The 14772-nt window shown below is 73.8% G+C and carries 13 protein-coding genes; 6 read left to right on the forward strand and 7 right to left on the reverse strand.

Annotated elements, in window-relative coordinates:
* Positions 1-76 precede the first annotated feature (76 nt).
* Together LNW72_RS04540 and LNW72_RS04545 are read left to right on the forward strand one after the other, a co-directional pair.
* On the forward strand, positions 77-1234 hold the full coding sequence (locus LNW72_RS04540) for an LLM class flavin-dependent oxidoreductase (RefSeq protein ID WP_250980019.1): 1158 nt from the start codon (positions 77-79) through the stop codon (positions 1232-1234).
* A gap of 274 nt (positions 1235-1508) precedes the next feature.
* Complete coding sequence (locus LNW72_RS04545) at positions 1509-2783, forward strand: MFS transporter (protein ID WP_250974159.1); 1275 nt, start codon at positions 1509-1511, stop codon at positions 2781-2783.
* Between the two features lie 57 nt (positions 2784-2840).
* Here the strand turns inward: LNW72_RS04545 and LNW72_RS04550 are convergent, their stop codons facing one another.
* From LNW72_RS04550 to LNW72_RS04580, 7 genes are all read right to left on the reverse strand, one after another.
* Complete coding sequence (locus LNW72_RS04550; RefSeq protein WP_250974160.1) at positions 2841-3713, reverse strand: helix-turn-helix transcriptional regulator; 873 nt, start codon at positions 3711-3713, stop codon at positions 2841-2843.
* A gap of 52 nt (positions 3714-3765) precedes the next feature.
* A complete protein-coding gene (locus LNW72_RS04555) occupies positions 3766-4629 on the reverse strand; it encodes a class I SAM-dependent methyltransferase (RefSeq protein WP_250974161.1) in 864 nt (287 codons plus the stop codon).
* Entirely contained in the window at positions 4626-6107 is a 1482-nt protein-coding gene (locus LNW72_RS04560; RefSeq protein WP_250974162.1) for a 4-hydroxyphenylacetate 3-hydroxylase N-terminal domain-containing protein, read from the reverse strand. Before LNW72_RS04560 ends, LNW72_RS04555 begins: the two co-directional genes overlap by 4 nt.
* A complete protein-coding gene (locus LNW72_RS04565; RefSeq protein ID WP_250974163.1) occupies positions 6104-6679 on the reverse strand; it encodes a flavin reductase family protein in 576 nt (191 codons plus the stop codon). Before LNW72_RS04565 ends, LNW72_RS04560 begins: the two co-directional genes overlap by 4 nt.
* Positions 6676-8505: an asparagine synthase (glutamine-hydrolyzing) gene (asnB, locus tag LNW72_RS04570; RefSeq protein ID WP_250974164.1), complete on the reverse strand. Its 1830-nt coding sequence runs from the start codon at positions 8503-8505 to the stop codon at positions 6676-6678. Before asnB ends, LNW72_RS04565 begins: the two co-directional genes overlap by 4 nt.
* Entirely contained in the window at positions 8505-9356 is an 852-nt protein-coding gene (locus LNW72_RS04575) for a hypothetical protein (protein WP_250974165.1), read from the reverse strand. Before LNW72_RS04575 ends, asnB begins: the two co-directional genes overlap by 1 nt.
* A 334-nt stretch (positions 9357-9690) precedes the next feature.
* Positions 9691-10617, reverse strand: a complete 927-nt coding sequence (locus LNW72_RS04580) for a response regulator transcription factor (protein ID WP_250974166.1) — start codon at positions 10615-10617, stop codon at positions 9691-9693.
* A 640-nt stretch (positions 10618-11257) separates the two neighbouring features.
* Between LNW72_RS04580 and LNW72_RS04585 the strand changes: the two genes are divergently transcribed.
* Genes LNW72_RS04585 through LNW72_RS04600 form a run of 4 tightly spaced genes read left to right on the forward strand, consistent with a single transcriptional unit; the run spans position 11258 to position 14713 of the window.
* The gene (locus LNW72_RS04585) at positions 11258-12208 is read left to right on the forward strand and encodes an ABC transporter permease (RefSeq protein WP_250974167.1); all 951 of its coding nucleotides are present in this window, start codon (positions 11258-11260) and stop codon (positions 12206-12208) included.
* Positions 12205-13104 carry an ABC transporter permease gene (locus LNW72_RS04590; protein ID WP_250974168.1) on the forward strand — a complete coding sequence of 300 codons (900 nt, stop codon included), beginning with the start codon at positions 12205-12207 and terminating at the stop codon, positions 13102-13104. Before LNW72_RS04585 ends, LNW72_RS04590 begins: the two co-directional genes overlap by 4 nt.
* Positions 13101-13919 carry an ABC transporter ATP-binding protein gene (locus LNW72_RS04595; RefSeq protein ID WP_250974169.1) on the forward strand — a complete coding sequence of 273 codons (819 nt, stop codon included), beginning with the start codon at positions 13101-13103 and terminating at the stop codon, positions 13917-13919. The genes LNW72_RS04590 and LNW72_RS04595 overlap by 4 nt, the downstream gene beginning before the upstream one ends.
* Positions 13916-14713, forward strand: coding sequence for an ABC transporter ATP-binding protein (locus tag LNW72_RS04600; protein ID WP_250974170.1), 798 nt, complete (start codon positions 13916-13918; stop codon positions 14711-14713). Before LNW72_RS04595 ends, LNW72_RS04600 begins: the two co-directional genes overlap by 4 nt.
* Positions 14714-14772 lie beyond the last annotated feature (59 nt).

A 14772-nucleotide genomic window follows, 5' to 3' on the forward strand; every position in this document is an offset into this window, starting at 1 on the left:
CCCGTCCGCGGACCCCTCCCCCGGCGCCTCCCCCGAACTCCGTCCGGGGGGACCCCCAGCGGCGCCCTCCGTACCGCTGTCCGTCCTCGACCTGGCGCCCATCAGCTCCGGTTCCACCGCGGCCCAGGCACTGCGGAACACCGTCGACCTGGCGCAGCGCGCCGAGGCCGCCGGATATCACCGCTACTGGCTGGCCGAACACCACCTCACCACCGGTGTCGCCGGGGTGTCACCGGCCCTGCTGATCCAGCTCGTCGCGGCCGCGACCGAGCGGATCCGGGTCGGCGCCGGCGCGGTCCAGCTGGGCCACCGCACCCCGCTGTCGGTGGTGGAGGAGTTCGGGCTGCTCGACGCCCTGCACCCGGGCCGGATCGACCTCGGCCTGGGCCGCTCGGGTTTTCGCAAGCCCGGCGCCTCCGCGCCCGCACCCGCACCGGGCCCGGCCGCCGCGACGCCGCCCGCCGGGCCCCGCCACACCCCCGAGGGGCTGCTGATCCCCGCGCCCTATGACATCAGCCGGCTCATCGGCTCCCCGCTGCTCGCCCGCTACACCGAGCTCGTCCAGTTCCCGGGCGCCGAACTCCCCGACTACCGCGACCAGGTGGAACAGATCCTGGCGCTGGTGCGCGGCGACTACCTCACCGAGGGCGGTCTCGAGGCCCATGCCGTTCCCGGTGAGGGAGCCGATCTGCAGGTGTGGATCCTGGGCAGCAGCGCCGGGGCGAGCGCCCGCGCCGCCGGCGCGCTCGGGCTGCCCTTCGCGGCGAACTACCACGTCAGCCCGGCCGCGGTACTGGAGGCCGTGGCCGCCTACCGCGAGGCGTTCAAGCCCTCGACGGTGCTGGACCGTCCCCATGTCCTGGTCTCCGCCGACGTGGTGGTGGCCGAGGACGACGACAGCGCGCGCCGGCTCGCGGCCCCGTACGCCCTGTGGGTGCACAGCATCCGCTCGGGCCGGGGCGCGATCCCGTTCCCCACCCCGGAGGAGGCCGCCGGGCACGTGTGGACCGAGGAGCAGCGTGCCCTCGTCGACGACCGGGTGCGGACCCAGTTCACCGGCTCGCCGCAGACGGTCGTCGAGCGGCTGCGGGTCCTGCAACGGGCCACCGGAGCCGACGAGTTGCTCGTCACCACCATCACCCACGACCACCAGGACCGGATCCGCTCCTTCGACCTGCTGGCGCACGCCTGGCAGGACGTGGTCAGCGGCAAGCTCGACGAGGTCGTCGTCTAGCGCCGCGCCGGGCGCGGCGACATGGAGGGGTCAGGGCCGACGGGTCGTGGCCCCTCGTGGCTGTGCTGCCTATGAGCTGCGGTCACAGGATGATCGCCTGTCTGGCTGGCCGTTGCGCGGCGGCCCACGATGGTGGGGCCGGACGGCCCCGACCCCGCCGGAGCCGCACCCCGCCGTCCCGCCCCGTCCCTGCCCCGCCGCGCCGCAGCGCGCCGCGGGAGCCGGTCCGGGTTCCCCTGGCTCCGGATCCCCGCTCGAAAAGGCTGTGATTCCCTTGAGCCGCACTTCCGGCGCACCCGCTGAGCCGGCCGCCGCGCCCGAGACCTACGACTGGCTGCGCTATGCCGGCGTGTTCGTGCTGCTGTTCCTGTTCGGGACCGAGACGTTCCTGGTCTCCCCGCTGCTTCCGACCATCGCGGGGGACATCGGCGTCAGCGAGACGGCCGCCGCCTCCAGCGTCACCGCCTACGTACTCGTCTACGCCGTCTGCGCGCCGTTCCTCGGCCTGCTCAGCGACCGGATCGGGCGACGGCAGACGCTGCTCGCCGGCACCGCGCTGTTCATCGTGTCCAACGCCGCCGCCGCGCTCTCGACCGGGCTGGCACCGCTGGTGCTCTCCCGGGCGGTCGCGGGGCTGGCGGCGGCCGCGGCGGGGCCCGCGATCTGGGCGCACATCGCCGAGACGGCCCCTGACCGCTTCCGGGGCCGGGCGCTCGGGCTGGGCATGGCGCTGTTCTCCTGCGGGCAGGTCGTCGGAGTGCCGCTGGGCAGTGCGCTGGCCGGGATCGCCGGATGGCGTTCGGCCTTCGTGGCGCTGGCGATCGGCACCGCGGCGGCGCTGCCGCTGCTCCTGCGCCAGGTCGCGGCGACCCCGCGCCCGGCAGCGGCGATCGGCGCGGTCAGGGCCGTACTGGCCGGCTGGACGGACCCCGCACTGCGCAGGGCCCTGCTGGTCAACACCGTCTTCCACGCGGCCAACCTCGGGGCGTACACCTTCCTCGGGGCCCTGCTGGTCCACCGGTTCGATCTCTCCGTGGCTCAACTCGGCCTGGTCGGGATCCTGGTCGGCGCGGGCAGTGTGACCGGCTCGCTCGCCGCCGGGCGCCTCGGTGACCGGGCGCGGGCGGCCGGCCGGTCCCATCTGCCGCTGCTCGGGCTGTGGGGCGTGTTGCTCGCCGTGGGGGTCGCCCTCTCCGCCGGCGGTCCCGGTCTGATCGCGGCGCTCGTCGGGGTGACGGTGTGGTTCGTGGCCAGCGGCGGCTTCGTGACCGATCAGCAGACCCTGGCGGGCACGGTCGCGCCGGAGCTGCGCGCCACCTCCAGCGCCTGGCTGACCTCGACGATGTACGCCGGAACGGGCGTGGGGGCCTGGGCCGTCGGAGCCTTCGGGGACGTTTCGACCGGCACGCTGGTCATCGGAGTGGGTCTCGCGCTGCTCGGCGCGCTGGGAGGTCTGGCGGTCAGTCACGGCCTGCGCACGCCGTCGGACCCCGGTCAGGCTTCCGGTCGCCGGTCGGACGGCGTCGAGGAGGCCGCCGAGAGCGTCTGACGTGGGCAGCGAAGTGGGGGGAAGGGCCGCGGCCCTTCCCCCCACTTCCTTGTCGTCTCAGCCGGCGTGTCGTTCGGGCAGTCCGGTGACCGCACGCAGCGGACGCTCGGTCAGCGCCGTCATGCGGGAGTGGTCCTCGGCGGTGCGCGGGGTGAAGAGCAGCACGAGCGCCGAGGGGTCGTCCACCGGATGGAAGGAGGACAGCGCCAGCTCGATCCGGCCGATGCCCGGTGGTTCGACGACGACGGTACGCGTGGTCAGCTCCGCCACCGAGTGGCAGCCCCACCAGTGGCGCAACTGCGGGGCGTCCTCGTCCAGGTGGCGGTAGACCTCCCCGGTCCTGGGGTCGGAGAGGGACGTGCCGGCCTGGGCGCGGAAGTGCTGGAAGACGTTCATCGCCAGCGGCTCCCAGTCGTGCAGCACGGTGCGCAGCTGGCGGCCCGCGACCATCAGCCACATCAGGTTGCGGCGGTCGGCGGGCACCGCCTCCGGAGCGCCCCACAGCGCGCTCCACGCGGTGTTCCATCCGAGCAGGTCGAAGTGCCGGTCCAGCAGTACGGCCGGGCTGGTGGGCCAGGAGTCCAGCACCGGCTGCACGGTAGACGCGAGGTTCCCCGAACCGTCCAGGTCCAGCGGACCGGTCGGTTCGTGGTGCCCGGCCAGCCGCATGGCGTGCCGCAGCCCCGCCGGATCCAGCCGCAGGGCCCGGGCGACCGCCTCCAGCACCTGCCGGGAGGCGGTCACCCGGCCCTGTTCCAGCCAGGTGTACCAGGCCAGTCCCACTCCGGACAGCGACGCGACCTCCTCACGCCGCAGCCCCGGTGTGCGGCGCCGGGAGCTGGCGGTCAGTCCCACGTCGGACGGCTGGAGCAGTTCGCGGTGGGCTCGCAGGAAGGCGCCGAGTTCCTGGCTGGGGAGGGGGGTGGACATCGGAGGTGACTCCTCGGCCGGCGGGGTCGGTTCGGTGCTTCCAGACTAGGCGTCAATCACGTGGCTGGAGTTTCCACAGTCGTACGGGCATGTTGCTGACCCAGCCGCGTTCACCCTGCCGTCGCCAGGCGGCCTCGCCGACCGCCCGGAAGAACTCCGCACGTTGCGCGGGCGGGACGAGGCGGCTGTAGTAGTCGCCGAAGGTGGCGGCGTGGAAGTGGCCGTACTGGCCCGCGTCCTCGATGTGCACCACGGCGTCCCGGTCGAGGACCGACTCGACCCGGAAGTGACGTTCCAGGAGCCCGGCCAGGTCCTCGATCGTCCGGGTGCGGGTGGCGATGGGCAGCACCGCGCCGCCCGCGTCCCCCTCCCCCGCGGCGAACACCCCGGGTACGGCGTCCCGTTCGGCGCCCAGGGCCACCAGGGCGTCGCGGACGATGTCGTCCTCACCGCCGAGGCCGTGCTCGTCCCGCGCCGGATGGTAGGTCGTCAGCAGGAAGTGCCCGCCGGGGGCGAGGTGGTCGCGTACCCAGGCCAGGATGCGGTCCTCGTCGGGGTACAGCCAGTGCAGAACCGACGTCATGGTGACCACGTCCGGCCGGTACTCCAGCGGGGCGGGCACGGTCAGATCGGCCTGGTGCAGCGCGACCCGGTCGCCGTACGGGCGCAGCCGTCCGGCCGCCTCGGCGATGCGGTGCTCGGACCGTTCCAGGCCGACCGCCAGCCACAGTGACGGGTGGCGGTCGAGGGCGGAGCGCAGCAGCTGGCCGATGCCGCTGCCGAGGTCGAGCAGCACTTCGGGCGCGCCCGGCACCTGGTCGAGCACCCAGTCACGGTCGTGGACCTGCCGGAGCCTGCTGGCGTCCGCGTAGCCGGACAGCGTCCGGGCCTGGATCTCGACGGCTGACGCGGTCACGACTGGACCTCCGGGGAAGTGGTGGGTTCGGCGATGAGCCGCTGCAGCCGCTCGCGCACACTGCTCTGGTCGTAGCGCCGGTACAGGTTGATGCGGTTGCGGGCCAGGTCTCCCCGGTGGACGAACTCGTAGAGGTCCTGGCGCTGGCCGAAGCCGTCACCGGTCAGTTCCCAGGCGAGCCGGAACAGCCGGGACTTGTGTTCGGCGTCGATGCCGCGCCCGCGCATGTAGCGGTCGAGGTGCGGCCGGAGCCGTGGGTTGGCCAGATCGTTCGCCGTCGGCTGCATCAGCAGCCCGGAGGCGCCGATGCCGCGCACGATGTCGACCGCCTTGCCGGCCACTTCGGCGGACCACACCCGGCTGGCCGCGGTGTCCCCGGGCGCCAGCAGACCGCTGTCGGTGACGGTGGCACGGGCTTCGGCGGCGTCCAGGAAGTACTCGGTGAGTTCGGCGTAGCCGGCCAGCGTTCCCAGGTCCTCCTGGATGTTCCGGAAGCCGTCCACACCGATGCTCTCGGCCACGAGGGTCGCGGTGGCCAGCAGGGTGCGCAGCCGCTCGCGGTAGCGGACGTGGCCGATGTAGGCGCTCCAGGCGTTGATCCGGCCCAGTCCGGTCCTGGCCAGTTCGCTCTCGCGCAGCAGGAAGACCCGGTCCCACGGCACCAGGACGTCGTCGAAGAACAGCATGGCGTCCTGCTCGTCGAAGCGGGCGCCGAGCGGATGGGCGTGTCCCCACGGGCTGCTGCCGAGGGGTTCGCGGCACAGGGTCACCAGGCCGGGTGTGTTCAGCGGCAGGGCGAACCAGACGACGAACTGCTCACCGCGGCGCTGGGCGAACGACGCCGACAGGTAGACCAGCACCTCGTGCGCCAGCGGGGCCAGGGTGGTCAGCTGCTTGGCGCCGCGGACGACGATGCCCCGCTCGTTCTCCGACAGCACGCGCAGCGCGAGATCGGGATCGTCCACCGGGTCGGCGGACCGGTCGATCTGCGGGTCGCCCAGCGCGTGCGAGAGCACCAGGTCGTTGCGGGAGGTGTGGTGGTACCAGGCCTCGGCGTTGGTGCCGAATCCGGTGCGCGCCTTCTCCAGCTGGTGGCGGAAGTCGTAGAGGCCGACCGCGATGGAGGCCATGAAGGCGGGCGAGCGCCCGTGCTGGCCGAGGGATTCGGCGTGCCAGAACTCGGCGCTGCGCCGCTGCACGCGCAGTTCCTCCAGGGTGCGCGGCGGCTGGTAGGCGCGGGCCAGGCGCTGCCCGGTGGCCGGGTCCTGCCAGGTGAGCAGGTCCTGGTGGTCGGGATGGTGCTGGAGGTCGAGCAGCCGGCCGATCTCGTCGGCGGCGGGCTTGAACGCCGGATGGCCGGCCGGGTCGCCGATGCGCTTCCCGTCGAGGTACAGCTCACGGCCGTCGTCGAGTTCGGCCCGGTACCGGTCGGCGGTGAGCAGGCCCCGTCCGGTGTCGGTGGTGTCCAGCAGGGTCATGCGTGCACTCCAGTCGGGGTGATCGGTTGGCGGTCGAGGGAGCGGTACCGTCCGTCGTGGTAGAGCAGCGGCTCACCGTCACCGGTGTCCGCGGCGACGGCCTGCCCGACGAGGATCGCGTGGTCGCCGCCGGGCAGGACGCTGTGCAGCCGGCAGTCGAACCAGGCCAGGCAGTGCTCCAGGACGGGCGCGCCGGTGAGCTCCGCCCGCATCGGCGCGGTGGTGAAGAATCCGAGTGCGCGGCCGGCGCCCGGGGCGGCGAACCGCTGGGCGATGTGCTCCTGTTCCCGGCTCAGCGCGCTCACGGCGAACCGGCCGCTGCCGCGGACGGCGTCGACCAGCGGGCTTCGCCGGTCCACCGCGACGCTGACCAGCAGGGGTTCCAGGGACAGCGGGCACAGCGAGGAGACGGTCTTGGCGAAGACCTCCTCGCCCCATTGCGTGGTCACGACGCCGACCCCGGTGGTCCAGTGCCGGGCCGCGGCGCGGAAGGCGTCCGCTCCGAGGGCCGGTTCGGTTCGCGGGCGGCCGGACGGGGCCTGCGCGCGGGCGGCGGGACTCGTGGGGCTCATCGCAGCCCCACGCGGTAGGCCCGCAGCCATTCGTCGACCTGGATCAGGTGGTCGAGGCCGCCGATCGGGTTGGGAGCCGTTCGCGGGCTGGGCAGTGGACGTCCTTCGGCGAGCGCACGGCGCACCACGTCCCGGTCGACCAGGTCGAAGACGGGAGCCTGCGGATCGGCGAGCAGTTCGTGCGCGCGGGCGGTGAGCACCTCGCTGTAGCGGACCGCGGGGGTCGACGGGTAGCCGCTCTTCGGCCGGTCCGTCACCTGGGGTGGCAGCAGGTCGCGGACGGCGTCGCGGAGCAGCCCCTTGGAGCGCCCGCCGGGGGACTTGAGGTCCCAGGGCACGTTCCACAGGTACTCCACCAGCCGGTGGTCGCAGAACGGCACCCGCACCTCCAGGCCCACCGACATGCTCACCCGGTCCACGCGGTCCAGCAGCGGCGGGAGCCAGCGGGTCAGCGCCAGATGGAAGACCTCCCGCAGCCGCCGGTCCGGTCCGGTCTCGCCGTCCAGCCGGGGCACTTCGGCCAGCGACCGCCGGTACGCCTCGGCGGTGTACTCGTCGGGGCGGACCTCGGCGCGGACCTCGGGGCGCAGCAGTGCGGCCGGGGTGGTGCGGCCGTGCAGCCAGGGGAAGGTGTCGGCGGCGAGTGCCTGCGCGTCGTGGAAGTAGGGGTAGCCGCCGAAGATCTCGTCGGCGGCCTCCCCGGAGAGCGCCACCGTGGAGTGCCGCCGTACCTCGCGGAACAGCAGGTGCAGCGAGGCGTCCATCTCCCCCCAGCCGGGCCGGTCCCGGGCGCGCAGGACGGCGTCACGGGCAGCGAGCATGTCGTCGTCGGGGACCACGACGGAGGTGTGCCGGGTGCCGATGTGCTCGGCGGCGGCCTGGACGTACGGGGCGTCCAGGGTGGTGCGCCAGGCGTCCGGGGTGCGTTCCGCGCTGCCGGGGAAGTCCACCGAGAAGCTGGTGACCTTGCCCTGGCCGGCGCGCTCGCGGGCGCTCGCGGCCAGCGCGGTGATGGCGCTGGAGTCCACCCCTCCCGACAGCAGGGTGCACAGCGGGACGTCGCTGAGCAGCTGGCGCTCGACGCTGTCGGCGAGGAGCGCGCGGACGGTCTCCCGGGTGGTCGCCGGGTCGTCGGTGTGCGGCTGTGACTCCAGCGCCCAGTAGGACGACTGCTGGGTCACCGACCTGCCGACCGTCACCACGGTGCCGGGGCGCACTTCGTGCAGACCGCGGAAGAGTCCGTGGCCCGCCGTCGGCGCGGCCGGGAGGGCGAAGAGTTCGGCGATGCCCTCGGCGTCCAGTTCGGGCCGGAAGAGCGGGTTGGCCAGGACGGCCTTGGGCTCGGAGCCGAACAGCACACCGCTGCGGTGGGCGTGCCAGTACAGCGGCTTGATCCCCAGGTGGTCCCGGACCAGCAGCAGTTCCTCGCGGCGGGTGTCCCACAGCGCGTACGCGAAGATGCCGTTGAACCTGCGGGGTGCCTGGTCACCCCACTGCACGTGGGCCCGCAGTACGACCTCGGTGTCCGACGCGGTGCGGAACTCGTGCCCGAGGGATCGCAGTTCGGCGCGCACCTCGCGGTAGTTGTAGAGCTCGCCGTTGTAGCTGAGCACGGCGCGCGGAAGGGGGAGGTCCCGCAGCGGCTGCACACCGCCGTCGAGGTCGATGACCGAGAGCCTGCGGTGCCCGAGTGCGGCGTACTTGGAGAGCCAGACACCGTCGGCGTCCGGTCCCCGGCACGCCAGGGTCTCGGTCATGGCCCGCACGGTCCGTTCCCTGGTGCGCAGGTCGGTCTCCCAGTCGACCCATCCGGTGATCCCGCACATCACGCCTCCCGCGGGGTGACGGGGAGGGTGGTGTCGCCGGCCGGGGCGTCGGCCTCCCAGCGGCAGCCGTGCCCGGTGGGTCCGCTGCGCAGCCGGTGCGCGGGACGGTAGCCCTTGGCGCGGATGTTGGCGGACAGCGCCTCGGTGCAGTAGGTGCACGGTGAGGCGAGCGTGAGGCGCACTCCGCTGCGCCGGGCCCTCTCGCGGTAGTCCCAGATCGCGCAGTGGGTGATGGTCAGCGCCGCATGGTCGGGGCCTTCGGGTGCGTCGGAGTCGAACTCGTAGTCGGAACCGTAGAGTTCGGCCTGCCGGGCGATGCGGTGGATCGGGTCGGCGGCGCCCCGCCCGTGGTCGGGCTCGACGGTGCGGTGCACCTCGGCGTTGGCGCCGGCCCATCCGGCGAGCGCTTCCTCGCCGTACCGGGTGACGAGGAATCGCTCCATCAGTGCCTGGCCGCGGAAGAACACCCGTTGCCAGGACGCCGAGTCGGCGTCCCGCGCAGCGGGCAGATCGGCGAAGAGTTCGGCCTGCAGCGCGAACCAGTCGGTCAGATGGAGATGATCGCCCCGCGTCACCAGGAACGAGGTGAGGCCGGCCTCTGCCTCGTGCAGGCGCTGGCGCCACAGGGCCGAGCGCTCGTCCTCGGGCATCGACCGGTACGCGGGCCGGTACGGGGCCGGGTAGGGGAGGTCGTACGGGCCGCCGGCCGCCGGGAGCGTGCTGCCGTCCCCGGAGCGCGGCTCCCCCAGTACCGCGGTGCGCGGTCCGGGGACGGTTCCGGCGCCCGCGCCGCGTGGAGTGGGTTCCTGGGGTCCGGTCCGTGCGATGGCTGCCTCGGGCACATCGCTCATCAGGGTCTCCTTCTACAGGTTCTACGGGGACGGGTCGTGCGGGACCCGGGACCCCGGGCTGTGCGGCCGTCACGGGTCGGGGGATGAGGACCCGGGATGCGGACCTGGGGTGCGGGTCGCGGCGGTCTCGGTCCTCGGCAACGCTACGGAGCGGCACCCCGTGGCCAGAAGCCCCGAACGGAGCGGGCCGGGGCGACCTACGGAGCCCCCGTCTGCTCCTAAGGTCGCCCCGCCGTTGCCGGGCCCGGACATGCCGACGGCGGGCACCCCGCACAGGTGCCCGCCGTCGACGGCGCCGCGGCCGCCGCTCCCGCGCCGGAGCGGCAGCCCGCCCTCAGCCGGCCAGACCGTGCCGGTGGGCGTAGAGCGCCGCACGCAGCCGGTCGGACTGGCCGATCTTGCGCATCGCCTGGGTCAGATGCTTCTTGACGGTGGCCTCGGCCAGCGCGAGCTCGCGCCCGATCTCGGCATTGCCCAGGCCCCGGGCCAGCTGGGAGAGCACGTCGCGCTCCCGGTCCGTCAGTCCGCAGTGCTGCGGCGGTGACTCCGCGGCGTGCCCGGCCAGACTGGCCAGGTGCACCCGGGCCGACGGCGGGGCGGGCAGGAAGACCGCGCCGCCCGCGGCGGCGGTCGCCACGGCGCTGATGATGCGGTCCTCCGGCAGGTCCAGCGGGAAGCAGCCGTTCGCCCCGGTCAGCAGCATCCGGCTGGCCTCCGCCGTGCTCTCCGCCCGGCGCAGCAGCAGCACCCGTGCGTCGGGTGCGCCGTCGGGGCCGCGCAGTTCGACCACGGCGGCGAGGTCGTCGGCGAGTGTCGCGCCGCCGCCCAGCAGGATGACGTCGGGCTGCACCCGTCGCACCCCCTCCACGGCGCGCAGCGGGTCACCGGTGCTGCTGCCCACCACGGTCATCCCCGGCACGCTGGCCAGGACGCTGCGCAGTCCGGCGCTGGCCACCGGGTGCCGCTCCACCAGGAACACCCGGGTGGTGTCCGAGGCCCGGTCCGCGGCCACGGTGCACAGCGGATGCCCGCAGGAGCAGGACGGTTCGGCTGCGGGACGGCGGACCGGACCGCCGCCGGCGGAGAACGCGTCCGGCTCCGCCAGCAGTTGGTGCCCCGCGATGAGGTCCAGCGGATTGTCGATCTCGATGTGCAGCGCGTCCGTCGTGGCCGGCCGGGCCGGGACGGACGGGCCCCGCCGCCCGGACTGCCGCCGGTTGCGTCCGGAGCACGGGTCGGCGAGCTCGGTCAGCGTTCCCATCGGGAACCTCCGGACCGGAGCGGCAGGTTGACGGTTCGGGCGGGCCGTCCGGCCCGGCCGGCTGGTCGACGGGTCAGGTCACGGATGTCGTGCGGCATGGCGGTGCGGTCCCCTCGGAGGTGACGGAGCCGGTCCCTGGCGGGACGACGCGGCGATAGGACGCGGGTTCCGCCCTGCTCCATGACGGTTCCGAGGTCCCGGAACGTCACTGACGGATCATCAGAGGGGCGGCTGTCCGCTGCGGGAGGAGGGGCGCTGCCGGGCAGCCGGAGGCTGGGCGGTCAGCGCCGGGCGCCGGGGCGACATGTCTCGTCGAAGCACCTGCGGTGCCACGAGCCGCAGATGCCGACCAACGTGAAGTCGGTGCGCCGGATAGCCATGCGCGCAGGGTAATTCCGTACGCGAGTACGGGTCAAGGTCGGTCCACGACCGGCGCTGCGGGGCAGCGCGCTGATCCGCACCCCGGATCCCATGACCACAGGTAACAGCATGAACGCCTGGCTGGCTGCCGGCCGGCCGGCTGAGCCACCTTCTTCCCATCGGCCGGAGTGACCGGCCCTGGAAGGACCACGCTCATGCCAGCCCCTGCCCGCCTCCCCGTCGCCCGGCCGCCGGGCGCCCCGCTCCGGCCGGTGCCCGCATGAGACGGTTCCTGATCCGGCGGCTGCTGCTCGCGGTGCCCACGCTCGTCGGTGTGACGCTCGTGGTCTTCGCCACCGTGGCCCTGGTACCCGGCGACCCGGTCAGCGCGTTCCTGGGCCCGGGGGCTCCGCCGCAGGCGCGCCAGGAGCTGACCGACCGTCTCGGTCTGGACCGGCCGCTGCCCGTGCAATACACCGACTGGCTGACGCACGCCCTGCACGGCGACCTCGGCACGTCCATCGCCGGCCAGCGCCCCGTCGACCAACTGCTGTTGCCGGCGCTGGGCCAGACCCTGATCCTGTCGGCCGCGGCGTTCACGCTGGTCCTCATCGGCGGAACCCTGCTCGGCGCCATCGGTGCCCTGCGGCCCCGCGGGCCGCTCGGCAGGGTGTCGGGCGCGCTGAGCACCCTGTCGGTGTCCGCCCCGCAGTACTCGGTGGCGCTGCTGCTGATCGCCGTCTTCGCGGTGCGGCTGCGCTGGCTGCCGGCCGGCGGTACGCATGACGTCTTCGGCGACGGCGGACTGCCGGACCTGCTGCGCCATCTGATCCTGCCCGCCGTGGCGGCCGCCCTGGTTCCGCTGGGGCTCACCGCCAAGGTGTTCCGGGCCGCACTCGGTTCGGTCCTCGCGGGCGATCTCGCCGACAGCCTGCGGGCCCGCGGGCTGAGCCGTACGGCGGTGCTGCGGCACTGCGTGCACAACGCCTCCCCCGCGCTGCTCACCATCGGCGGCCTCCAACTGGCCTATCTGCTGGAGGGCGTGGTCTTCGTGGAGACCCTCTTCGCCTGGCCCGGTCTCGGGCACCTGCTCTACGACGCACTCACCGCACGTGACCTGCCCCTCATCCAGGGCGGCGTCCTGGTGGTCGCGGTGGCCTTCGTCGGCGTCAACATCCTGGTCGACACGGCCCACGCCTGGATCGACCCGCGCGTCCGGAGCCCCCGATGACCGTGCTCCGCACCGATACCTCCGCCCGAGAGCGACTCCCCTTCCGAGCCCTGTGGGCCGCCACACTGGGACGTGACGCCGGGCTGCTGCTGCCCGCCGCGCTCGCCGCACTGCTGCTCCTGCTGGCCGTCGCCGCACCGCTGATCGCCCCGTACGACCCGGTCGCCGGATCACTGCAGGTGCGCCTGCTCGACCCCGGTAGTCCCGGTCATCTCCTGGGGACCGACGGGCAGGGCCGCGACGTGCTCAGCCGGCTGATCTGGGCCGCCCGCCCCTCCCTGATCGGCGGGTTCGTCCCGGTGGCGATCGCCGCGACGGCCGGCACCGCGCTGGGCATCGCCGCCGGGCTCGGCGGCCGGGTCACCGAACAGGCACTGCTGCGGTCGCTCGACGTGCTGTACGCGTTCCCGGGAATCCTGCTGGCGATGACCATCGCCACCCTGATGCCGGCGGGCCTGGGCGCGACCGTGCTCTCGCTGTCGGTGGTGCTCACTCCGGCGGTGGCCCGGGTCGCCCATACCGAGGTGGCGCGGATCCGCACCGCCGAATACCTGGAGGCGGCCAGGGTCAGCGGCGCCGGACGCACCCTCGTCGCCGTCCGCCAGGTCCTGCCGGTCGTCGCGCCGGTGATCCTGGCCTACGCCTCGTCCCTGATCGGGCTGTCCGTGGTGTACGCGGCCGGGCTCTCGTTCCTCGGACTCGGCGTTCCGCCGCCCACCGCCGAATGGGGAGCGATGCTCGACGACCTGCGCCCCAGTCTGCTCACCCACCCCGGCGTCGCCGTCCTTCCCGCCCTCACCATCCTCATCGTCTCGGTGGTCTTCAACACCCTCGGCGAGGCGCTGCGGCGCCGCATCGGCGATCCGAGTGACCTCGCACCGGAGACGGTCCGATGACCCCGCACGCGCCGCGGGCGACCGGCCGACCCGCGCTGCTCGTCGAGGAGTTGTCCGTCGACTACCCGGGCCGCGACGCCCCCGTCCATGCCGTCGACGCCGTGTCGCTCTCCGTCGAGCCGGGCGGCGCCCTGGTGCTGCTCGGTGAGTCGGGCAGCGGCAAGACCACGCTCGCCAGGACCGTGGTCGGACTGCCCGGCCGCAACGCCCGGGTCACCGGCCGGATCCGACTCGGCGCGACCGACCTGCGCGCTCTGACCGAGCGGGAGTTCTCCCGGGTGCGGGGCAGCCGGATCGGCTATGTGCCGCAGGATCCCACCGGTTCGCTCGACCCGTTGCGCCGCATCGGTCCGCAGATCACCGAAGTCCTGCGCCGGCACCAGGTGGTCACCACCCGCCGCGCGGCCCGGGAGGCCGTACCCGGACTGCTGACCACGGCGGGAGTCCCGGAACCGGAGCGCATCGCGCGCAGCTTCCCGCATGAACTCTCCGGCGGGCTGCGCCAGCGTGCGGCGATCGCCCTCGCGGTCGCCTGCGAGCCCGAGCTGCTGATCGCCGATGAGCCGACCACGGCGCTCGACGCGCTGGTCCGATCGCAGATCCTGGATCTGTTCAGCGGTCTGCGCAGCCGGCACGGCATCGCGGTACTTCTCGTCACCCATGACCTCGCGGTGGCCCGCCGGGTGGGCGGACAGGTGGCGGTGATGCGCGCCGGACGCATCGTCGAGTCGGGCCCGTCCGACCAGGTGCTCTCCCGGCCGGCGCACCACTTCACCGCGGAGCTCGTCGCGGCCCGGGCGGGGGCACGCCGATGAGCGTCAGCGCGGGGACCGGCGGCGAGAACACTCCCCTGCTCCACCTCACCGACGTCACCAAGCGGTATCCGGGCGGGCGGCTCGCGCTGGGAGGAGTCAGCCTGGGCGTCGGGCGCGGCGAGACGGTCGGCCTGGTCGGCGAGTCCGGTTCGGGCAAGTCCACCCTCGCCCGGCTGGCGCTGGGGCTGCTCGCCCCTGATACCGGTTCGGTCCGCTTCGCCGGACACGACCCCTACCGGCTCCGCGGCCGGAGCGCACGGGCCGTACGCGGACGGCTGCAGTTCGTTCCGCAGAATCCCGGCGGCTCGCTCAACCCCGGTCTGCGGGCCGGGGAGGCGGTGGCGTTCCCGCTGGGCCTGCACGGCGTCCCGCGACGGGACCGGCCGCAGGCGGTGGCCGCGCTCTTCCAGCGGGTCGGACTCGACCCCGGACTGGCCCGGCGCTACCCGCGCGAACTGTCCGGCGGGCAGTTGCAGCGAGTGGCCATCGCACGCGCCCTGGCTCCCGGCCCGGAGCTGCTGGTCTGTGACGAACCCACCTCCGCTCTGGACCGCACCGTCCAGGCACAGGTCCTGGACCTGCTGGTGGAGCTCCAGGACACCACCGGTATCGGGTGTCTGTTCATCTCCCACGATCTCGCGGTCGTCCGGCACCTGGCCGACCGGGTGCTGGTCCTGCGGCACGGACAGGTGGTGGAGGAGGGGCCGGTCGCCGACATGTGGCGGGCACCCCGCCATCCCTACACCCGCGCCCTGCTCGCCGCCGCCGGCGACGAACCGGCCGATCTCCCCTGACCGTTCGGGCCGCCCCCGCCCCATCCACTTCTTCGTACCCGTCGACACCGGCATCTCCA

It is taken from the genome of Streptomyces sp. RKAG293 (genome assembly GCF_023701745.1).
In the GTDB taxonomy this organism is placed as follows: domain Bacteria; phylum Actinomycetota; class Actinomycetes; order Streptomycetales; family Streptomycetaceae; genus Actinacidiphila.